Below are 20,717 nucleotides of genomic sequence, written 5' to 3'. Positions count from 1 at the left end.
TATTTACTTGCTCAATTATTTCCACTCCACTGGCGGCGTACAGCCATAGCCCGGATAAGCTGTCTGGCAATTGGTGGTAGGCTTCTCCGCGGGTATCAAAGGCGGTAAAAGTCCGATACTGGCTTCATTAGATAAACTAACTAACGATGGGTCTACCAACAAACGCCTGGTACTTACTCCTGAAACACCGAAAAAGCCTAAAGCAAAATCTTTATCGTCGTTTTCATTCACGATATTACCGATGATAGTCGATGGCAATGGATCAAAAATGCTTCCTGTGCGGGTTCTTTGCTCTTCATATTGTTGCCAGAAAAGATAAGATTCCGCCGAAATGGACATCTGTTTTACTTCAATGTAATGCCTGGCTAAAGGCGCATCCGGGTCTATAGGTGAAAAATGTACCAGACGTTTTTTTATGTCTTTCCCATTAATATAAGTATCGGCAAAAACATTAGCACCATCATCCCTATTGTATGCCCAACATGAGAAAGCACAGGTATTAGCGCCCCCTCCTCTGGTTATTTTTAATGAGATGGAGTAACTCTTCCAACGATAATAATCTACAGAGTTTTCGGCATCTTTGGTATCAATATAAGTACGTACAAAATCTTTGGTTTTGTCGGCATAGATATTAGCAATAGGGGGTACTCCTTTCATTAATTGTGGTTGGGTGATATATACCTTTCCATCGGGCATTTCAATACGTAACGAATAAGACCGGCCTACCTGGCATCTGAATGTATTATCTGTCTGATATAAAGCAGGCTCAAAAATATTTTGTCTGAACCGTACAGAATTACCCGAATCGTCTGTCAGAATAACTCTTGCTCCGTTCACAGCAAGCCTCGATGTAATAATACTACCCGAAACAAATTTTCCTGAATAGCTTAAGCGTAGGTTATAAGGTGGGTTTTCATTAGTTATCTCTCCATCAACTACCAATATGGGTGTTTCATTCCGATAGGGTAATTCAACCTGCTCCACACACGAAAGCTGAACAACAATAGCAATAATTATGAATAGGATATTTCGTTTCATCTTTTTAAAAATTGTATGTAACGGCTACCGCAGGAATAATATTTCCGAAAACTGATAAGCGATAAGAACGAATTGAATTATTATAACGCACAAAGTAGATTGAATAAGGATTCCGACGACCATATATATTATAGAACGAAAGCGAAACAGTATAATATTTCTTTTGCTCAACTGTTTTTCTGGTATCTTTCAATAAAGACATATCCAGCCGATGATAATCAGGAATGCGGTCTAAATTCCGGGCAGAATAATCGATAACCGTTTTACCCAGGAGTCGGTAAGTGCGGTCAGGGTAAGTAGCCGGACGACCTGATGCATACACAAAATTGGCAGAGAAAGTCCAGCCATTACTGATAAACTGCTGAATAGAGATTGCCAGATTATGTGGTTTATCAAAAGTAGATGGAAACCACTGACCTTTATTGATTTGCTCAGTAGGATAATCTGAATCTACTTTTGCCAGCGTTCTTGAATAAGTATAAGACAAACTACCTTTCAGGCGGCCTTTGTTTTTCTGAATACTCCCTTCAATTCCATAAGCATTTCCGACTGCCTTTACCAATTCTGTTTCAATAGTTGGATTAAAATAGAGTCTTGCTCCGTTCTTATATTCTACCAGATTCTGAATATCTTTATAATAGGCTTCAACTGAGGTTTCATAGGTATTATCCTTAAAGTTTTTGAAAATACCTACCGAAAACTGGTCGGCAATCTGTGGTGGGATATGCTTGTCTGACACTTTCCAGAAATCAACCGGAGAAATGGCTGTTGTATTAGATATCAGATGGAGATACTGGCGCATACGGTTATAGCTTAGTTTGATTGCGGCACTTTTGGTAATGGCAAACCGGAGCGATAAGCGAGGCTCAATACCACCATATTGTTTAATCACCTGATTTTTGGCATATGATATACTATCGGTAATACTTTGCGTAGTGCGGGATTGTCCTTCGGCATAATCAAAGACTTCCTTAGGTCCTAAATTCTGAAAGGTAGAATAACGAGCCCCTGCCTGTAAACTGATTTTTGAGGTAATCGACCAGTCTATACTGATATAAGGCGAGATTTCACGGGCATACTCTTTTGGCAAATCCAGATTGATTATGCTTGATGTACTTATATCAGGTTTCAGATTTCCCGGACTAATACTATAATCTACAGCATTGACTCCAATTTCAGCCTTAATCTGATCTCTGTGCGTATATAGCGCAAAAGCCCGTATTTCATTATGCCTGATACCAGAGTTAAGTGTAAATTCATAATCTTTTCTGAAACCTTGCGTACCAAAATCGTAATTACAATAAATACCCTGTACATTAAGTGTAAGCGTTTTGCTGATGAGGCTATTGTATTGCAGGCTTAATGTCTGGGTTTTGGCATAATAGAGGGTATCATCGGCAAATTTGAAATTATCATAACTTCGGTAAGTATTCAGTGTCAGAATATTCCTTGGGCTAATTCTGTATTGTATTTTTCCGTTCAGGTCATAAAAAAAGGCTTTACTTTTATCGGTAGGCGACGGAAACTGGTTAATCATAAAATTAGGATAAGCTACCCGACCTGCCACCATAAAGGTAATTTTATCTTTCAGAATCGGCCCTTCCAATACCCCTTTGCTTGTAATCAGACCTACCCCTACCGAGCCGGATAGTTTTTCAGCATTACCGGTTTTGGTATTCATTTCTAATAATGATGACAAACGCCCACCATATTGAGCCGGAATACCCCCTTTGTATAAAGTTACACCTGATAAAGCATCTGAATTGATACTGCTTAAGAACCCTAATAAATGTGAAGTATTATAAATAGGCATACCATCTAATAAGACCAGATTCTGATCTACCCTTCCACCTCTTACATTAAAGCCACCTGCGCCTTCGCCTACGGTGGTAATTCCGGGCTGGAGCGTTAATGCTTTGATAATATCTGTTTCACCAAACACGACCGGAATTTTTTTGAGGTTCTTCATTTCGAGCTTCACTACACCCATTTGTGTTTCTTTTATATTCCTGTCTTCTTTGGTAGCCTTTACCTCTACTTCTGCCAGTTCATCTACTCGTTGGGTAAGTTTGATGTCTCTTGTAAGGTTCTGATTCAGATTGATATTGAAAGATTCAATTTTATAGCCTAAAGCACGGACTGTTACTCCATAGCCGGATTTGGGTAAATAGATACTGAACTTCCCGCTACTATCAGTCAATGTACCATTGGTAATGCCTGAAAAAAATACACCAACTCCGGGTAATGGTTGTCCGTTGGCTGCATCAGTTACTGTGCCCGAGAAAGAAAATCTACCCTGAGAAATGGCAGAGAATGCCAATAAAAGAAGAAGCCCACTGAGCAGTACTGATCTCATAGGTTTGATTAATAGTGAAACAGATAGGTAAAGTATTCTTCCAAAAATACAAATAATTCTTTCTTAAACCAATTCTTAACTGCTGGTGTATAGACCATCTTTATAAAAGCTTTGATAAGGTGGTATTTTGAATGGATAAAATCTCTTCAAAAAAATCAGAAAAAACTTGCGCAACCAAAGAGTTGCATATATATTTGCAACCGATTTGTTGCATATAAAATTTTACCAATATGAGAAGAGACGTATTTCAGGCTATTGCCGACCCCACAAGAAGAGAAATAATTGGCGTAGTAGCCAAACAATCGTTAAACCTGAATTCGGTGGCTGAAACATTTGACATCAGCCGGCAGGCAGTTTCAAAACATATTAAGATACTGACAGAATGTGGGCTTATTGTGATTCAGAAACAAGGAAGGGAGAACTATTGCATAGCCAAACTGGAAAAACTCAGTGAAGTAGCCAATTGGGTAGAGCAATACAAACAAGTATGGGAACACAAGTTTGATGCACTTGATAATCTATTATTCAGACTCCAGCAAAATAAGGATAACCAACCTGATTAAACAAATACATTACTCACAAAAAATTCACAAAAACTAATGGAAATATCTCAGAAAATCGCTCCTTTCTTATGGTTCAATGGCAATGTAGCAGAAGCCATTGATTTATACACTTCGGTGTTCAAAAACTCAAAGACCATCTTCGCCAGCCGGGCAGGAGATAAAGTGATGACTGCCAAAATTCAGTTAGAAGGTGTAGATTTTATGCTCCTTGATGGTGGGCCGATGTATGCTTTTACTCCGGCTATTTCATTCTTTGTCAATTGCGAAACGCAGGATGAAGTTGACGATTTATGGGAAAAACTAATTGCCGGCGGTGGCAAACCAGACCGATGCGGTTGGCTGAAAGACAAATTTGGTGTTTCATGGCAGATTATTCCTTCTACTTTGGGAAAATTATTGAACGACCCTGACCCTGTGAAATCAAAGAATGTTTTGAATGCTATGATGCAAATGAATAAAATTAACATTCAACAATTGAAAGATGCCTATGCACAGGTATAATTTTAATTGCTGTGTTTGATCAATATTCTAAAAAAGAGTAATAATAAAGTACATAACTATATAAATTATCCAATCACAATTAAAAAACAATGATTATGAAAAGTAAGAACGAAACCAAAATTACCGGAGAATCAGGCAAACAGGATATTATCATAACCAGAGAATTTGAAGCTCCAAGAGAACTGGTATTTAAAGCCTATACAGACCCTGACCTGTTGAAACAATGGTTAGGGCCAAGAGGTTATGAAATGCACATTGATAAATTTGATGCCAGAAGCGGCGGAGAATACCGCTATATCCATACAGGAAAAAATGGTGAAGAATATAGTTTCAGAGGGGTATTTCATGATATCAGTGCCCCTGAATCAGCCGTGCAGACCTTTGAGTTTGAAGGAGCAAAAGGTCATGTATCGCTTGATACTGCAATGTTTGAAGTCTTGCCCGGCAATAGAACCAGAGTAACAACTACTTCTGTTTTCCAGTCGGTAGCTGACCGCGACATGATGCTCCGCTCAAATATGGAGAACGGAGTGACTGAAGGGTATCAACGTCTGGATGAATTAATCGAAAAACGATCATTGAAACAGGAAATCTTTTCTGTAAGAAATAATACTGTGTATGTAGAGGTAGTGAGTGTCAAGCAAAAACAACCGATGTTTTTTTATTATTTTAGAAAATAACTACCTTTGGCACTCAAAATATTATTATGACATTAGCGTAGACGCCTCTACGTACACAGATTTAAAACTTACACATCATGGCATACGGATTACTTAAAGGTAAAAAAGGTATTATTTCGGGTGCATTAGACGAAAAATCTATTGCATGGAAAGTTGCACTGAAAGCGAAAGAAGAAGGTGCATCAATCGTTTTAACAAATGCCCCAATAGCCATGCGCATGGGCGAAATCAAGAAATTAGCTGAAGCCTGTGAGGCAGAGATTATTCCGGCAGACGCAACAGTGATAGAGGAAATCGAAAACCTTTATACCAAATCAATGGATGTTCTGGGTGGAAAAGTAGACTTCGTGCTGCATTCTATCGGTATGTCGCCTAATATCCGTAAAGGTAAAGCCTATGGAGATCTGAACTACGACTGGTTTATGAAAAGTGTAGATGTATCTGCTTTATCTTTTCATAAATTCTTGCAGGTAGCCGAAAAAATGGATGCCATCAACGAGTGGGGTTCAGTAGTTGCTTTGACTTACATGGCTGCGCAACGTACATTCCCATTCTATACAGATATGGCAGAAGCCAAAGCGATGCTGGAATCAATTGCCCGTAGCTATGGCTATCGTTATGGTAAGCTGAAAAAAGTACGTGTAAACACCGTTTCGCAATCACCTACCAAAACAACAGCCGGTACAGGTATCGGAGGTTTTGATAAATTCTACGATTTTGCTGATAAAATTGCTCCATTAGGGAATGCTTCGGCCGATGACTGCGCAGATTATGTAATTACGCTTTTCTCTGACCTTACCAGAATGGTAACGATGCAAAATCTTTTCCATGATGGAGGATTTGTAAACACTGGTATTTCAGAAGATGTAATGGGCTTGTTGGATTAATTTCAATAAAACTCCTATATAAAAGAAATAGGAACCTCGAGGTTCCTATTTCTTTTTATCATTTCTTCAACTCCCCATCAACCATTCGCCAGATGCTCAGCGGATTATCATTTTTCAGTTCATCGGGCAATAAAGCGTCAGGAAAATCCTGAAAACTTACCGGACGGGTAAAGCGGGTAATAGCCCTTGTGCCTACCGAGGTAGAGCGAGAATCAGTAGTAGCCGGGAATGGTCCACCATGTATCATGGCATGACCAACTTCTACGCCAGTCGGAAAACCATTCAAAATTAATCGACCCACTTTTTGCTCAAGGATTTCCAGTAGCTCGGCATATTCTTCAAAATCCGCTTCTGTTCCATGAACAGTGGCTGTTAAATGTCCAGTCAGATTTTGCGCCGCTATCAGAATTTCTTCTTTGGTATTAGCTTCTACAATCAAGCTCGTAGGCCCGAAAATCTCTTCTGCCAGATCCGGCTGTGCATTCCAGGATTCAATATCTGTGTGCAGAATCACAGGTTCTACTGCCGTATGTCCTGCCGGAGCTTTACCAATACCCATTACTTTGGTAAATTGTTTCGAGTGTTCGGTTCCTCTCACATACGCATCACGGATACCCGGTGTGAGCATTACGCCACCCTGTGTATTCGGCGCATTATTTTCTATCTCATCAATAAAATCTTTATCATTCTGCAAGAACAGAATACCCGGATTGGTACAGAACTGCCCTACCCCTAAAGTAACAGAAGCAAGATAGGCATTGGCAACAGCTCTTCCTTTTTCGGCCAATATCCCGGGCAATACAAACACAGGATTCACACTACCCATTTCGGCATATACCGGAATCGGCTCAGGGCGACTAACGGCTGCATCAAATAAAGCTTTTCCGCCTTTTAATGAGCCAGTGAAGCCAATTGCTTTTACGGCTGGGTGTTTCACCAATGCCATCCCTATTTCGTGTCCGTCATCAAAGAGCATTGAGAAAACGCCATCAGGCATTCCTGTCGCCTCTGCTGCCTTTTGTACAGCCTGAGCTACTAATTCTGATGTACCTAAATGCGCCGGATGTGCTTTTACAATAACAGGGCACCCTGCGGCCAACGCCGAGGTAGTATCTCCACCAGCTACCGAGAATGCTAAAGGGAAGTTACTGGCACCAAAAACGCCTACTACTCCCAAAGGACGCTCCATCGAACGTAAATCGACACGAGGAAGCGGCTGGCGGTCTGGCATGCCTGCGTCAATACGGGCATTTACCCATGAGCCTTCTCGTAATAGATTAGCAAATAAACGTAATTGTCCGGTAGTTCTGCCTCTTTCTCCAACGGCTCTGCCTTGTGGCAAGCCTGACTCCAACATATATCTTTCTAATAGCGTATCGCCAAGATTTTCAATTTCTTCGGCTATTTTCTCTAAGAAATTAGCCTTTTCGAAACCCGATTTTTTGCGGTATGTCTGAAAGGCCTTTTCAGCCTTTTCGGCCGCATAATCGAGTTCTTCAAGTGTAGCTTTAAAGAAAAGCGGAGCTAAGGCTTCGCCCGTAGCCGGATTAATACTTTGAATGGCAACAGTACCCTCTGAAAAGGTCTCATAACCAACAATATTTCTGCCTGTGAGTTGCATGTCGGGTTTTTTATGAACGAATTAATATTTTATCCGTTCCTGAATATTTATTTATTTTATTTCTACTGTATTGGTCAAAGTCCCGATACCCTCAATTGTAATACGAATCTGATCGCCTACTTCCAAAGTAAAATCATCAGGTGGTACAATACCTGTACCTGTCATCAGAAAACAGCCATGAGGGAATGATGTTTCACGGAAAAGGTATTCAACTAATTCGGTATGCTTACGCTTCATGCGATTAATAGCAACAGAATCAGTAAAATAAGGAATTTCAAAACGAAGAATTTCAATTTTGATTAAGGTCTCAGAATGGATTGGTTCATCCAGAATAGTAATACATGGCCCGATGGCTGTGCTTTTATCGTACGATTTAGCCTGTGGAAGGTACAAAGGGTTTTCGCCCTCTATATCTCTTGAGCTCATATCATTACCACAAGTATAACCTGAAATCTGTCCTTTAGAGTTGATAAAAAGAGTCAATTCCGGCTCGGGTACGTTCCATTTAGAGTCTTTACGGATACGTACTTTCTGCCCGGAACCCACTACACGATGTGGGGTAGACTTAAAGAAAAGTTCAGGACGCTCAGCATCATATACCCTATCATAAAAATTGTCTCCGCCAGCTTTTTTAGACTCTTCCATGCGGGCGTCTCTGCTTCGCAGATAAGTAACACCCGATGCCCAAACCTCTTGCGATTGGATAGGAGCCTGTAAACTATTATCAATTAATGATTTATATTCTGGCACAGGTGAGAGCAATTGTATTTCGCGTTGTAATTCAAAAAATAAATCTTCACGGTTAATAAACAAATCCCAGTCCTGATGGCGAGAAAGAAAGTATTGATTCTGGTATTCGATAACGAATCCCTGTAAGGTTTTGTAGGCTTTCATTGAAGGCACAATATTTTTTTTCAATATTAGGTAAAAAGACTAATATACGTATGATACAAGTCTGTATTTATGTGGCTTTTTTTATTGTACTTATATTAAACACTAAAGGATTGAATATTTTCATTATAAGCAATTAAAAAAACATTAATCTGTTCAGAGTGTTCAGGCTAATTATTTCTAACTTAAATCTAACTTGATTTGTTGCAAATTTTATCAAAAAGTATCAATTAAACAATCAAGCCCTGAATATTCAATATTACTTGAAAATGTAGATTAAGTACTACGATTTTTTGTTTTAACTTAGCAGCAGGAAATTTAAGATTAGATTTATGCCCAAAAAATTACTTTTCATCTGTTGTTTTGTTGCTCTTACAAATGTTTGTTATTCACAGGCATTTACCTACTATCCTTTCAATTCGATATTTTCAATTGCCAGCAACCCGAATAAACCTGTGTGGATTGATTTCAGATTTCAGATGAACTCTTATTTTTCTTCTTTAAGCACTGAGATTTCGCCAATGGTAAATCTGACTAAAGGGAAAGCTAAAATGTATATCGGGGCTGGAATAAAAGCAAATTTCCTGAATTATCTGAATACCGATCCGCAAAAAAGGGCCCCTTTAGAAGGTTACTTTTTTAATTTAGGTGTGCGGGTCTCTCCTTTTGAAAAAGTACCACAGTTTCAGGGAATTTTTGAGTTATCTCCTTATGCCAACAAACAGTTCGATTTGGGTATATTCCGGGCAAATTTAGGTATTGCTTATGTATTTATGAAAAAGAAGAAAGTGGAATAGCCTTTCCGATTATCCGATTTATATTTTTGTTGGATTTTACGGATTAAATAAAAGTGCTGCTGTAAAAGTCCATTTTCTTAAGCAATTATATTTACCGCATTAATTAAACAAAGAAAAGAAATAGTGGTACTTTTTTGATTTTCTACAGGCATTGTCGTTATATACTGATAAATTTGTACTAACAACACCATAATAAACCCTCTTCAATTTTCTCAGATTTTGAAAGTCATCATTATTAAATATAACGCAGGCAATGTGCAGTCGGTGATGTATGCCCTGGAGCGTATTGGTGTAGATTATGAATTGTCTGACGATGCCGACACCATCCGCTCGGCCGAAAGAATCATTTTTCCAGGCGTGGGCGAGGCCAGCACAGCCATGAAAAGCCTGCGTGAGAATGGTTTAGATAAACTGATCCCAACGCTGAAACAACCTTTTCTGGGCACTTGTGTGGGTATGCAATTGCTTTGCCAATCGTCGGAAGAAAACAACACCGAATGTCTGGGTGTATTTGATGTACCTGTGCTGAAATTCCCACAGATTAAAGGTTTCAAAGTACCACAAACAGGCTGGAATGATATTTATGGCTATGGTTGTGAATTAACCAATGGTTTGGCAGAAAATTCCTACGTCTACTATAACCACGGATACTATGCCCCTTTATGTGATTATACTGTAGCAAAGACTAACTATATGCTCGAATATTCGGCCATGCTTCAAAAGGATAATTTCTTTGCCGCCCAGTTTCACTCTGAGATTAGTGGCGATGTAGGGCAGAGGATTTTTGAGAATTTTTTGAAGATAGCATAAATGCAATATTCTTCTAAAATACGTTATCTTTGTAAGAAACAGCAAGATAATGACTATATATAATACATACGACCAGTTAGCTGAAATAATAGCGAATCTTGATCCTGAAAAGATTTTAGCATTGAAAGCGTATGAAGAAATGCAAGCTCGTCTAGAAGACTTAATTGAAAAGTCTAAAGAAGGAAATCTTGACAGAAGAGAGAAAGACGAACTGGATCATTATATTGTTTTAGAAAGGCTTATGCGTCTTGCCAAGATTCGTGCACAATCTCCAAATCAAACAGCATGAGTCGTTATATTTCTGATGCGCTCCGAGATTTTGTTGCAAAAAGGGCAATGCTTCGTTGTGAATATTGCCGGATTCACTCTCAAAGTTCATTTTTTAGTTTTCACATCGACCATATTGTAAGTTTAAAACATGGCGGGTTAACTAATACTGAAAATCTTGCGTACACTTGCCAGATTTGTAATATAAATAAAGGTTCTGATATTGCTACTTTTTTAGAAAAACCTAATACTCCCGTCCGTTTTTCAATCCAAGAATAGATGATTGGAATGAACATTTTCTATCAAACGAATCGGGTCTATTAGAAGCTAAGACAGATATAGGCCAAGCGAACATTAAGATTTTAGATTTGAATCATCCTGATTCTATTATTGAACGACGCGAAATGATTCGTCGAGGTATTTTTTAATTTTAATTGATAGTAAAGATTATATGCTCCAAATCATCCCCGCCATTGACATCATCGAAGGCAAATGTGTTCGCCTCACCCAAGGCGATTACTCCCAGAAAAAAACCTATAACGAAAATCCGCTTGAAGTAGCTAAAATGTTTGAAGATGCCGGAATCAAGCGTTTACACCTGGTTGACTTAGATGGTGCCAAGCAAAAAAAGATTATCAATGCCAAAGTTTTAGAAACCATTGCTTCAAAAACCAATTTGCATATCGATTTTGGCGGTGGTGTACAATCAGACGTTGATATTAAATTAGCTTTTGATTGTGGAGCAAAACAAGTAACCGGAGGAAGTATCGCTATTAAAAACCCTGATTTATTTCAATCATGGATACAAACCTATGGTGGTGAAACAATTATTTTAGGCGCTGATGCACGTAATGAAAAAATCGCAGTCAGTGGTTGGGAAGAAGAAACCAGTATATGGATTTATGATTTCGTAGGCGAATGGATTCAGAAAGGTATTCAATACACCATCAGCACAGATGTAGCTAAAGACGGATTGTTACAAGGCCCGTCAGTAGATTTATATAAGAAAATGCAGGCACAATTCCCTGACTTAAAGGTAATTGCCAGTGGTGGTGTAAGCTCAATGGCTGATCTGGAAGAATTAGCTGAACTCAATATTTTCGGAGTAATTGTCGGCAAAGCTATCTACGAAAACCGCATTAGTTTAAAAGACATTGAACGCAGATTTGTATGAGTCACGAATTCAGAAAAGAGGACTACATTATCAGCACCAACAAAGAACTGTTGCAGTTTGATGTGATACATAATTTCCTGAAAACCAGTTACTGGTCGCCGGAGATTCCGATGGATGTGGTAAAACGTGCGGCGGCAGGTTCAATTGCTTTTGGAATCTATAAAAACTCTGGTGAACAGGTAGGTTATGCCCGAATCATATCAGATTGCGCCACTTTTGCCTATTTAGCCGATGTATTTATATTGGATACTGAAAGAGGTAAAGGTTTATCCAAATGGCTCATGGAATGTATTCAGCAATTGCCGGAGTTACAGAATCTGAGACGCTGGATGCTGGCTACGCGTGATGCCCATGGTTTATATGCGCAATTCGGCTTCACCCCTTTAGATAACCCCGACATCATGATGCAGATTGCGAGACCGAATATTTACGTGGAAATGAATCGTGAAAAATTGTCTGAACTTTGATTTACCTGATTGAACTGATTAGTATGATTTAAATTGAATATATAAATCAATTGATTCAAATCAGTTAAATCATAAGAATCAGGTAAATCAAAGTTCAGACAAAATAATCACTAAATAGACCAAATCATGCTTACCAAAAGAATAATTCCCTGTTTAGATATCAAAGATGGACGTACGGTAAAAGGTACTAATTTCGTAAACCTGCGTGATGCCGGAGACCCTGTTGAATTAGGAGCAGAGTATGCATTACAAGGGGCAGATGAATTGGTGTTTCTTGATATTACTGCTACAGTTGAAGAACGCAAGACTTTAATAGATTTGGTTCGTCGTGTTGCGCGCACGGTTAACATTCCTTTCTGCGTAGGTGGAGGAATCGGTTCTGTGTCTGATGTATCTAAATTGTTGAATGCCGGAGCAGATAAAGTATCCATCAATTCATCGGCTGTGCGTAATCCAGGTCTGATTAATGAATTAGCCTTGGAGTTTGGCTCTCAATGTATTGTAGTAGCCATTGATACCCGATACATTACCTTAGAAAATGGCACAAAGGAACATATAGTACACACGCACGGGGGCAGAAAACCTACTGAACTCAAAACCATAGAATGGGCAAAAGAAGTAGAAGACAGAGGAGCAGGAGAAATTCTATTAACTTCAATGGATACTGATGGTACCAAAGCAGGATTTGCCTTAGAATTGACTGCTCTGATTTCTGACAATGCCAATATACCTATTATCGCCTCAGGCGGTGCCGGAACAATGGAACATTTCTACGATGTTTTCACAACCGGAAAAGCCGATGCCGGATTAGCCGCCAGCATCTTCCATTTCAAAGAAATAGGAATCCCGGAATTGAAATCTTACCTCAAAGGCAAGGATATTTCTATGCGTATTTAAAGTGGTTTTATTTTGCTGCTATGAGTCGTTTGATTTTTCCGCTATAATGATCAAGAATATAAATTTCTTCATTGGCATCTACCCCAAAAGAGGATACAGAGCCGCCATCACTGCTTAATAATTCAAGACCCGTTTTGGTCATGCCATCAAAACTCATGGCCCATATATTTCCTTTGGCGTAATCAGCAAAGAGGTATTTACCTTGTAACGCCGGAATGCGCTTGCCATGATACACGTATCCACCCGTAACAGAAACGCCCTCACTACGAGGATATTGGTGAATCGGGTCTATCAGTGCTTTTGAGGGGTCGCAATCATTTCTGGGGTTATAGCAGCGGCTTGCTTCTTTCAAGCGCCAGCCATAATTACCTCCTTTCGTAACAATGTCTATTTCTTCGAATTCATTCTGCCCCACATCTCCTACCCACATTTGCCCTGTTTTTGAATCGAAACTAAACCGCCACGGGTTACGTAAACCATAGGCATAAATCTCTTCTCTGAAACCTTCGGTATTGCCCGCATAAGGATTATCTGCCGGAATCCCGTAATTACCTTTCTCTGTTTTATGCACATCTATTCTTAATATTTTACCTAAGACAGAGCTTCTGTTCTGTGCATAATTGTGCTGGTCTCCCCACGCACCCCCATCTCCTGTAGAAATATAAAGGTAACCGTCCAGGCCAAAAGCTACTTTACCTCCATTATGGTTATCATAAGGTTGAGAAAACCGCATTAATATTACTTCTGAGGCAGGTGACACCTTTGCATCTGTATAGGAGTTTGCTCTGAAGCGTGCAACAATTGTTTCTAAAGGGTTTCTGCGGTTATAATTCACATAAAAGTAGCCATTCTCTTTAAAATCCGGGTCAAAAGCAATGCCTAATAAACCCATTTCACCTAAATCATCTACCTTGTCTCTTATATCCATATAGGTCGTTGCGATTTTAACAGCAGGGTTATTATCAAAAACTTTAATGACACCCTCCTGCTCCAAAACAAATATGCGGTTAGTACCATCATACGCATGGACAAACTCAACAGGACTATTAAATTTCAGATTGGGAAAAGCATTTTCAAGCTGATAAGCTTTAGGCTCCGCATTGAAACCAAGAAACAACTTATTACCATTCAGATAACTTATCAACAATATCACTAAACCAACTGCTATAAAAGCAATAGATATCAGAAAAATGAGTAATCTGTTTTTGTATCGATTGAGTGAAGAATGAACGGGTAAACGGAGGTACATATTTATAGAAGTTAAGATGGAGTAACCTGATAAATCTTTAGTAAACAAACGTATCTTATAGCATTTTACTATGCCATATTACCTATTTGTTATGATTCTTACAATATTAGTCTATATGAAAGGATTATAAATCTATCCGAAATGTTATTTTTTATTTCGTTCTACCAGATTTTCCAACACCAGCACCCACTCATGTGCCTCGCATTTCCAGTCCATCTGGGTGATTTTCATGGGGGCAAAAAATTGTAAGACCGGATTTTCGTATGAGCTTAATAGCGGCCCTAAGAAATAACAGAAATCAGGTTCTGGTATTTGCAGACTAAATGGGGAATCGGCTTTAAGGCAATCTTCTATTTCGTCTTTAAATCCAAAATCATTGACTCTACTTAATTTTAGAAGTGATGTTTGAAGTAAAATTCTATTCATCGACACTTTTTCTATTTCATATAGTAAAAGTACGAACTCAATTAAGTCTTTTCTATAAGATTCTAAGGGTGTATTTGTAAATGTGTCTAATAAACGAGCTAAATGATAAACTATTAAGGGAGCAGTAGCATAATTATGTGAAACCTGAAACGAGTGACTGATAAATTCTTTTCTTTTGATAATTCCACTCAGATAATAATACGTGTCTATATCATATTCGTTATATGGCAGTTGATGCTGTTCAAATAAATACATCAGGTTGTATAAAGCACAGGCATCAAATTCAATTGCCATGTTTTTCCCAAACCAGGTTGAGTAGATTTTTAAGGCTTTGTAATGGTTAAAAGTATTCTTTACCTGCCTTTTTCCGGTAGAACCATCCGATAAATTGGCATGTAATTGAAGTTTTTCTTTCAGCCAGACTACGTCTTCTTTACTCGCTTTTGAAGTCAGATAAATCAAAGAAGTATCATCAATATCGTCCGGTAGCCTGAAATGCTCTGAATGGCGGAAGATATAACCATTCGGGAAATGATTAGATGCATGACCATTTTTAGGCGTTTGCCAGAAATTATAGGTTTTCAGGCCATCTTTATTCTGAAAGGCAGGGTAATTCTGAATGGATTTGGCTGTTATATCACCAATAATCAATTGAGATTCAACAGGTAGATAAGATTTGAGTTGATTGAGTACAAAGACAATAGAAGCCGTATAAAAGATATTGGTATCAGGGCGCTTATAAAGCAGGTATTTATTCTGACGATAAGAAGGAAAAATGCCTTTGGGGAAATATTTATCGCCCCGCGATTGTAACGAGGCGATTTTCTGAATGATTGAATGGATGGTATCTGTTTCCGGATGGGTTGGCATCATGCTACTTTCAAGACCAGTTTGCCTGTATTTTCTCCTTTGAAAAGCTTCATTAATGTATCCTGAAACGCCCTGATACCTCCTTCGGCAATATCTACATTGGCATTGAGTTTGCCCTGCGCCACCCAGCCCGCCATCTCTTTAATAGCCTTGCCATAGTTAGCCGCATTATCAAAAACTACAATCCCTTCCATCCGCGCACGATTTACTAATAACGACATATAATTGCTTGGCCCTGCCGGCTTCTGAATAGCATTGTATTGCGAGATAGCTCCACAAATCACGATTCTTGCCTTCATATTAATCAGTGTTAGGGCTGTATCCAGTATCTCCCCACCCACATTGTCAAAATACACATCAACTCCGTTAGGACAGGTATCTTTCAATTGGCCTCTTAAATTGCCTGTCTTATAATCTACACACGCATCAAAACCCAGTTCTTCAACCACATATTTACATTTCTCTTCACCCCCGGCTATTCCAACTGCTCTACAACCTTTTATTTTGGCAATCTGCCCTACCACACTTCCTACGGCACCGGCCGCACCTGACACCAAGACGGTTTCACCGGGTTTAGGCTGACCTGTATCTAATAATCCGAAATAAGCCGTTAGTCCAGACATCCCTAATGTTCCTAAATACGCAGGTAGTGGTACAAAATTCGGGTCAACTTTCACTAAATCTTTTCCATCCAGCACTGCATATTCCTGCACGCCTGTAATGCCTGTTACATAATCGCCTGCTGCAAAATCAGCATGTGTTGAATCTACCACTACACCAGCCCCTAAGGCACGCATAACCTCTCCTATCCGCACAGGTCTTACATAAGATTTCCCCTCATTCATCCACCCACGCATGGCAGGGTCAATAGATAAATATTGTACTTGCACCAGTACTTGATTCTCTTGTAAATCGGGCGTATCTACTTCTTCTATTTCCCAGCATTCGGGTGTGGGGTTTCCAATCGGGCGAGCTAATAAGTTAATGCGTGTGTTGTTCATGAGATTTCAGGTCTGTTTTATCTGTACAGTTCAAAACTATAATATTAAAACGAATTTATTGCATTTCTTTTGAAATTGTCAAGGCAGGTGTCTGTAAAATTGTACTTAGCCGCATAAAATCTAATAAATTCATAAAAAACTTTTGGTAGAGATTTGGTTAATAATCAGGAGTTTAGTATCTTTGCAGCCCGAAAAATAGATTTTAAAGTTATTAAATACATAAAACAATGGCGAAGAAAGGCAATCGTGTACAGGTTATCTTAGAGTGCACTGAGCAAAAAACAAGCGGTGTAGCAGGTATGTCTCGCTACGTTACGACTAAAAACCGTAAAAATACTACAGGTCGTATGGAGTTAAAAAAATATAACCCATTCCTGAAAAAACATACTACTCATAAAGAAATTAAATAATTTTTGATGGCAGGGGTTCATAGATTTATCAGAATCCTGAAAAATCATTTGAATCAAAACCTCATAAAACGATACTAAAATGGCAAAGAAAGTAGTCGCTACGCTTCGTGATAAAACCGCAGGAAAAAACTTCGCAAAAGTTATCAAAGCTGTGAAGTCTCCTAAAACCGGTGCATATACTTTCAAGGAAGAAATGGTTCCTATGGAAGAATTGCAAAACGCGCTTAAAGCATAATTCCAATAGATAATATTGGTAGAAGCCTTCTTGTTGCTCAAGAGGGCTTTTTTGTTTTGGACTCATTTAACCCACTCAAAGCCATGGAAACCCGTAGAAGCAATTATCATTTCTTCCCAATCAAAGTCGTTGCCACAGATATCGACGATTTGAATCACGTCAATAATATTGTGTACCTGCGCTATGTGCAGGAAGCCGCAGGTAGTCACTGGCATTCAGCTGTACCGACAGAACTAAGTTCACAGATTGCATGGGTGGTACGCCGACATGAGATTGATTATCTGAAACCTGCTTTTTTGGGAGAAAATCTGATGGTAAAAACCTGGGTGGATAATTTTACAGGCGTAACCAGTGACCGGCATTGCGAGATTTTGAGAGATGAGGAAGTGCTGGCCCGCTCACGAACCATATGGGTTTGTCTGGATGCGAAAAGCTTTCGCCCGAAGCGTGTCAGCGAAGAAATAGCTGATTTGTTTTTCAGCTTTTCGTAAGAATTAAACTGAAACTCTCATAAAATTGTTATAGTTTTGTCTTAAAGCCTGTTTAAATCCCGCAGGCCCGGCAATTATTCATATTTACACTATTACTATAAATGGGCTTATTTGACTTCTTCTCGAAAGAGAAAAAAGAAACGCTTGATAAAGGACTTGAAAAATCAAAAACGAGTATTTTTGATAAACTCTCTCGTGCGATCATTGGGAAATCGAAAGTGGATGATGAGGTATTAGATGAATTGGAAGAGATTCTGATCAGTTCTGATGTGGGCGTGGAAACAACCGTAAAGATTATCAGACGTATTGAAGCAAGAGTAGAGCGCGATAAATATACAACTGTTGAAGAATTAGACAGAATTCTGCGTGAGGAAACAGCGGCTTTGCTGGCTGAAAATAACTCTCAGGATGTAACAGATAGTTTTGAGACTGACAATCTGCCAAAACCTTATGTGTTGATGGTTGTGGGGGTGAATGGCGTGGGTAAAACCACAACCATCGGCAAACTGGCGCATCAGTTTCAGAAAAGAGGCAAAAAAGTGGTTTTAGGAGCAGCCGATACCTTCAGAGCAGCAGCCGTTGACCAATTGAAACTCTGGGGAAAACGTGTAGGCGTTGAGGTGATTGACCACGGCATGAATACAGACCCATCATCGGTAGCTTTTGATGCCGTGAAAAAAGGCATGGAAATGAATGCCGACATTATCATTATTGATACCGCAGGACGTTTGCACACCAAAGTAAACCTGATGAACGAATTAGGAAAAATTAAACGCGTTGTTCAGAAATTCTTACCGGAAGCACCACATGAAGTAATGTTAGTTTTAGATGGGAGTACGGGACAAAATGCTGTTATACAAGCCCGTGAGTTTACGAAAGTAACGGAGATTAACTCATTAGCTATTACTAAACTGGATGGCACCGCCAAAGGTGGGGTAGTCATTGGTATTTCAGACGAATTCAAGATTCCGGTAAAATATATCGGTGTAGGTGAGCAAATGGATGATTTACAGGTATTCAATAAAATGGAATTTGTGGATTCTCTGTTTAAGAAGTAATTTTGCCAAAATGTACCCCACACCCCAACCCCTCTCCCCAACAATAGGGAAAGGAGCTTCTTTTTGTTCCCTCCCCATTGTTGGAGAGGGTTAGGATAGGTTTTAAGCAATATCACAAATCGTCATCCCTTGTTTCAAGGAAGCTATGGCGTCAGGGCGTTTTGGAACAAATTCTTGTGCCACATAGCCTTTATAACCCGTTTCTACAATAGCGCGCATAATAGCCGGATAATTCAGTTCCTGTGTATCATCAATTTCTGCACGACCCGGAACACCACCTGTATGATAATGAGCAAAGTAAGGATGATATTTTTTGATAGTGGCAATTACGTCGCCTTCCATGATTTGCATATGGTAGATATCGTATAACAATTTGAATCTTTCTGAACCTACTTTGTCACATAAATCAACGCCCCACTTGCTGTAGTCGCACATGTAATCTTTATGGTTCACTTTGCTGTTCAATAGCTCCATTACCATTGTAACACCATGTTTCTCAGCCGATGACATCAGTCTTTTCAGACCTTTGGCACAGTTTTCCATACCCTCTTCGTTTGACATTCCTTTTCTATTGCCAGAAAAACAAATGACTTTGTCATAACCTGCTGCTTTCAGTTTCGGGAAAATAGCCTCATAACTGGCAACCAGTTCATCATGTAAAGCAGGATTGTTAAATCCTTTTTCGATACCCATACCCGCTCCCCAAGGCATGGCACAATGAAGACCATATTTCTTAAGTGTTGGCCAATCTTCAGGGCCTTGTAGTTCTATAGATTTCATGCCCATAGCTACTACCTCTTTGCAAAGGTCTTCTAAAGGTATTTTACTATAACACCAACGGCAAACCGAGTGATTGATTTTACCATTCAATTCGCTGCCTAATATCTTTTCGTTAGCCGCGAAAGCTTCGGTAAGCGACATAGGTGCTGATAATATGGCCGCTCCACCGATGATGTTTTTCAGGGCTGAACGACGTGATGAGTTCGATTCCATTGTTTATTTTGTTAAATTTGAATAGTAGTTTCTTTACAATTAATTTTCTCTGATACTCACAGCTTCTGCCGTCGGGAAATCCTTCGGAACTGCCTGAGTTACTTTTCCAGTAGCAACCCACTCAGTTCCTCTTTGCAAGGTAGTAATAAAGCCCTTGCATTTTTGTGAGTAATTACCATGCCCAAGCACAGTATGAAATATCTTCCCCTTGCCATAGCTGACGGTCATTAACATGGGTTCTATCCGACCCGAACCTCTCTTTTCTTTGTCACTATAAGCCGTAGCCAATATCTCCATGTTCTCGGCTGGGCCTCTCATCCGGTCGTAAAGCTCGTCTTTCTCATGTAGCCATGCATCCGGTAAGCCTTTAGTAATCGGGTGTTTAATATTAGTTAGTTTTACTAAAAACTGATGTTCTATCCCATGACTACCGCCACGACCTGCGCTATTATCATGTACGAATGTATCTTTTTCTTCGTCATAATATACATACGGGCCTGATTTTTCATTGCGATTACCCCAACCACCTACACCAATCATTTTATTGTATGCCTCCCATTCCGGAAAAGCATTATCTGCGGCATGAACACTTACAAACCCACCGCCATTGCTGACAAACTTCTCGAAGGCATCTTTGGTAGCTTTCGACCATGAATCTCCGTTATAGTTGGACAGGACTACCTGATATTGTGAGAAATCCGGCTTAAATGTTTCCATGTCTCCACCCTCCGGCGGTGTAGTGGCTACACTTACTTTGAAAAGCCCTGTTTCTTCCAGATAGCCCTTCATCAATTGGGTAGTCTGAGGCCAATTTTTATGGTTATTCTGCCCGTCAATTATCAAAACATTGATAGGTTGTTTTGCTCCTTTTTGTGCGATAATCTGACTTAAAAACAGAAACGAAAATCCGGCTAAAAATAAGGCGAATTTCCCATTAAAATTTAGTTTTTTATTTGCCATAGCCGTTGGTTTAGAGGTTAGAGATTGTCTGAAATTCATATATTGACGGTGAATGATTAGGTTTCACGAAATAAA

General features: G+C 39.3%; 24 protein-coding genes. 15 read left to right on the top strand and 9 right to left on the bottom strand.

Going from position 1 to position 20,717, the window contains the following annotated elements; all coding sequences use genetic code 11:
* Window positions 1-15: 15 nt before the first annotated feature.
* Window positions 16-1,038: a DUF4249 domain-containing protein gene (locus H1R81_RS20995; protein WP_181842712.1), complete on the bottom strand. Its 1,023-nt coding sequence runs from the start codon at window positions 1,036-1,038 to the stop codon at window positions 16-18.
* 4 nt (window positions 1,039-1,042) lie between these two features.
* Window positions 1,043-3,394, bottom strand: a complete 2,352-nt coding sequence (locus H1R81_RS20990; RefSeq protein ID WP_181842711.1) for a TonB-dependent receptor — start codon at window positions 3,392-3,394, stop codon at window positions 1,043-1,045.
* Between the two features lie 230 nt (window positions 3,395-3,624).
* Here H1R81_RS20990 and H1R81_RS20985 point away from each other — a divergent pair, with 230 nt between their 5' ends.
* The 4 genes from H1R81_RS20985 to H1R81_RS20970 all read left to right on the top strand — a co-directional run bounded on the left by H1R81_RS20985 (window position 3,625) and on the right by H1R81_RS20970 (window position 6,025).
* Window positions 3,625-3,957 (top strand): helix-turn-helix transcriptional regulator, encoded by a 333-nt coding sequence (locus H1R81_RS20985; protein WP_181842710.1) that lies wholly within the window; start codon window positions 3,625-3,627, stop codon window positions 3,955-3,957.
* Between the two features lie 36 nt (window positions 3,958-3,993).
* Entirely contained in the window at window positions 3,994-4,458 is a 465-nt protein-coding gene (locus H1R81_RS20980) for a VOC family protein (protein ID WP_181842709.1), read from the top strand.
* A gap of 95 nt (window positions 4,459-4,553) precedes the next feature.
* Complete coding sequence (locus H1R81_RS20975; RefSeq protein WP_181842708.1) at window positions 4,554-5,138, top strand: SRPBCC family protein; 585 nt, start codon at window positions 4,554-4,556, stop codon at window positions 5,136-5,138.
* Between the two features lie 77 nt (window positions 5,139-5,215).
* On the top strand, window positions 5,216-6,025 hold the full coding sequence (locus H1R81_RS20970; protein WP_181842707.1) for an enoyl-ACP reductase: 810 nt from the start codon (window positions 5,216-5,218) through the stop codon (window positions 6,023-6,025).
* A 58-nt stretch (window positions 6,026-6,083) separates the two neighbouring features.
* Here H1R81_RS20970 and H1R81_RS20965 read toward each other — a convergent pair whose 3' ends face one another.
* Window positions 6,084-7,646, bottom strand: coding sequence for an aldehyde dehydrogenase (NADP(+)) (locus tag H1R81_RS20965; RefSeq protein WP_181842706.1), 1,563 nt, complete (start codon window positions 7,644-7,646; stop codon window positions 6,084-6,086).
* Between the two features lie 51 nt (window positions 7,647-7,697).
* Window positions 7,698-8,540, bottom strand: coding sequence for a fumarylacetoacetate hydrolase family protein (locus H1R81_RS20960; RefSeq protein ID WP_181842705.1), 843 nt, complete (start codon window positions 8,538-8,540; stop codon window positions 7,698-7,700).
* 329 nt (window positions 8,541-8,869) lie between these two features.
* On the opposite strand from H1R81_RS20960, the gene H1R81_RS20955 reads away from it, so the two are divergent.
* The 7 genes from H1R81_RS20955 (at window position 8,870) to hisF (ending at window position 12,949) form a co-directional block, all read left to right on the top strand.
* Window positions 8,870-9,334, top strand: a complete 465-nt coding sequence (locus H1R81_RS20955) for a hypothetical protein (RefSeq protein ID WP_181842704.1) — start codon at window positions 8,870-8,872, stop codon at window positions 9,332-9,334.
* A 219-nt stretch (window positions 9,335-9,553) separates the two neighbouring features.
* On the top strand, window positions 9,554-10,144 hold the full coding sequence (gene hisH / locus H1R81_RS20950) for an imidazole glycerol phosphate synthase subunit HisH (protein ID WP_181842703.1): 591 nt from the start codon (window positions 9,554-9,556) through the stop codon (window positions 10,142-10,144).
* A 49-nt stretch (window positions 10,145-10,193) separates the two neighbouring features.
* Entirely contained in the window at window positions 10,194-10,433 is a 240-nt protein-coding gene (locus tag H1R81_RS20945) for a hypothetical protein (protein ID WP_181842702.1), read from the top strand.
* Window positions 10,430-10,690 (top strand): HNH endonuclease, encoded by a 261-nt coding sequence (locus H1R81_RS27330; protein WP_220275277.1) that lies wholly within the window; start codon window positions 10,430-10,432, stop codon window positions 10,688-10,690. Before H1R81_RS20945 ends, H1R81_RS27330 begins: the two co-directional genes overlap by 4 nt.
* Before the next feature lie 172 nt (window positions 10,691-10,862).
* Entirely contained in the window at window positions 10,863-11,585 is a 723-nt protein-coding gene (hisA, locus tag H1R81_RS20935; protein WP_181842701.1) for a 1-(5-phosphoribosyl)-5-[(5-phosphoribosylamino)methylideneamino]imidazole-4-carboxamide isomerase, read from the top strand.
* Window positions 11,582-12,052: a GNAT family N-acetyltransferase gene (locus tag H1R81_RS20930; RefSeq protein ID WP_181842700.1), complete on the top strand. Its 471-nt coding sequence runs from the start codon at window positions 11,582-11,584 to the stop codon at window positions 12,050-12,052. Before hisA ends, H1R81_RS20930 begins: the two co-directional genes overlap by 4 nt.
* Window positions 12,053-12,178: 126 nt before the next feature.
* On the top strand, window positions 12,179-12,949 hold the full coding sequence (gene hisF, locus H1R81_RS20925; RefSeq protein ID WP_181842699.1) for an imidazole glycerol phosphate synthase subunit HisF: 771 nt from the start codon (window positions 12,179-12,181) through the stop codon (window positions 12,947-12,949).
* A 7-nt stretch (window positions 12,950-12,956) separates the two neighbouring features.
* On the opposite strand, the gene H1R81_RS20920 is transcribed toward hisF, so the two are convergent.
* The 3 genes from H1R81_RS20920 to H1R81_RS20910 form a co-directional block, all read right to left on the bottom strand.
* Window positions 12,957-14,198, bottom strand: coding sequence for a sorbosone dehydrogenase family protein (locus H1R81_RS20920; protein ID WP_181842698.1), 1,242 nt, complete (start codon window positions 14,196-14,198; stop codon window positions 12,957-12,959).
* A 144-nt stretch (window positions 14,199-14,342) separates the two neighbouring features.
* On the bottom strand, window positions 14,343-15,497 hold the full coding sequence (locus H1R81_RS20915; protein ID WP_181842697.1) for a hypothetical protein: 1,155 nt from the start codon (window positions 15,495-15,497) through the stop codon (window positions 14,343-14,345).
* Window positions 15,494-16,495 (bottom strand): NADP-dependent oxidoreductase, encoded by a 1,002-nt coding sequence (locus tag H1R81_RS20910; protein ID WP_181842696.1) that lies wholly within the window; start codon window positions 16,493-16,495, stop codon window positions 15,494-15,496. Before H1R81_RS20910 ends, H1R81_RS20915 begins: the two co-directional genes overlap by 4 nt.
* Before the next feature lie 227 nt (window positions 16,496-16,722).
* Between H1R81_RS20910 and rpmG the strand changes: the two genes are divergently transcribed.
* The 4 genes from rpmG (at window position 16,723) to ftsY (ending at window position 18,689) form a co-directional block, all read left to right on the top strand.
* Window positions 16,723-16,905, top strand: a complete 183-nt coding sequence (rpmG, locus tag H1R81_RS20905) for a 50S ribosomal protein L33 (RefSeq protein WP_116983688.1) — start codon at window positions 16,723-16,725, stop codon at window positions 16,903-16,905.
* Between the two features lie 79 nt (window positions 16,906-16,984).
* Window positions 16,985-17,140, top strand: coding sequence for a DUF4295 domain-containing protein (locus H1R81_RS20900; RefSeq protein ID WP_015029008.1), 156 nt, complete (start codon window positions 16,985-16,987; stop codon window positions 17,138-17,140).
* A gap of 83 nt (window positions 17,141-17,223) precedes the next feature.
* Entirely contained in the window at window positions 17,224-17,631 is a 408-nt protein-coding gene (locus tag H1R81_RS20895) for a thioesterase family protein (RefSeq protein ID WP_181842695.1), read from the top strand.
* A 101-nt stretch (window positions 17,632-17,732) separates the two neighbouring features.
* Window positions 17,733-18,689: a signal recognition particle-docking protein FtsY gene (gene ftsY, locus H1R81_RS20890; protein ID WP_181842694.1), complete on the top strand. Its 957-nt coding sequence runs from the start codon at window positions 17,733-17,735 to the stop codon at window positions 18,687-18,689.
* Window positions 18,690-18,791: 102 nt separating this feature from the next.
* Here ftsY and H1R81_RS20885 read toward each other — a convergent pair whose 3' ends face one another.
* Together H1R81_RS20885 and H1R81_RS20880 are read right to left on the bottom strand one after the other, a co-directional pair.
* The gene (locus tag H1R81_RS20885) at window positions 18,792-19,682 is read right to left on the bottom strand and encodes a hydroxypyruvate isomerase family protein (RefSeq protein WP_181842693.1); all 891 of its coding nucleotides are present in this window, start codon (window positions 19,680-19,682) and stop codon (window positions 18,792-18,794) included.
* Window positions 19,683-19,721: 39 nt separating this feature from the next.
* Window positions 19,722-20,681: a ThuA domain-containing protein gene (locus H1R81_RS20880; protein ID WP_229251187.1), complete on the bottom strand. Its 960-nt coding sequence runs from the start codon at window positions 20,679-20,681 to the stop codon at window positions 19,722-19,724.
* Window positions 20,682-20,717: the final 36 nt, after the last annotated feature.

This window comes from Emticicia sp. BO119 (genome assembly GCF_013912375.1).
In the GTDB taxonomy this organism is placed as follows: domain Bacteria; phylum Bacteroidota; class Bacteroidia; order Cytophagales; family Spirosomataceae; genus Emticicia.
Note: the sequence above shows the minus strand (reverse complement) of the source record. Positions and strands in the feature narration are given on the sequence as shown.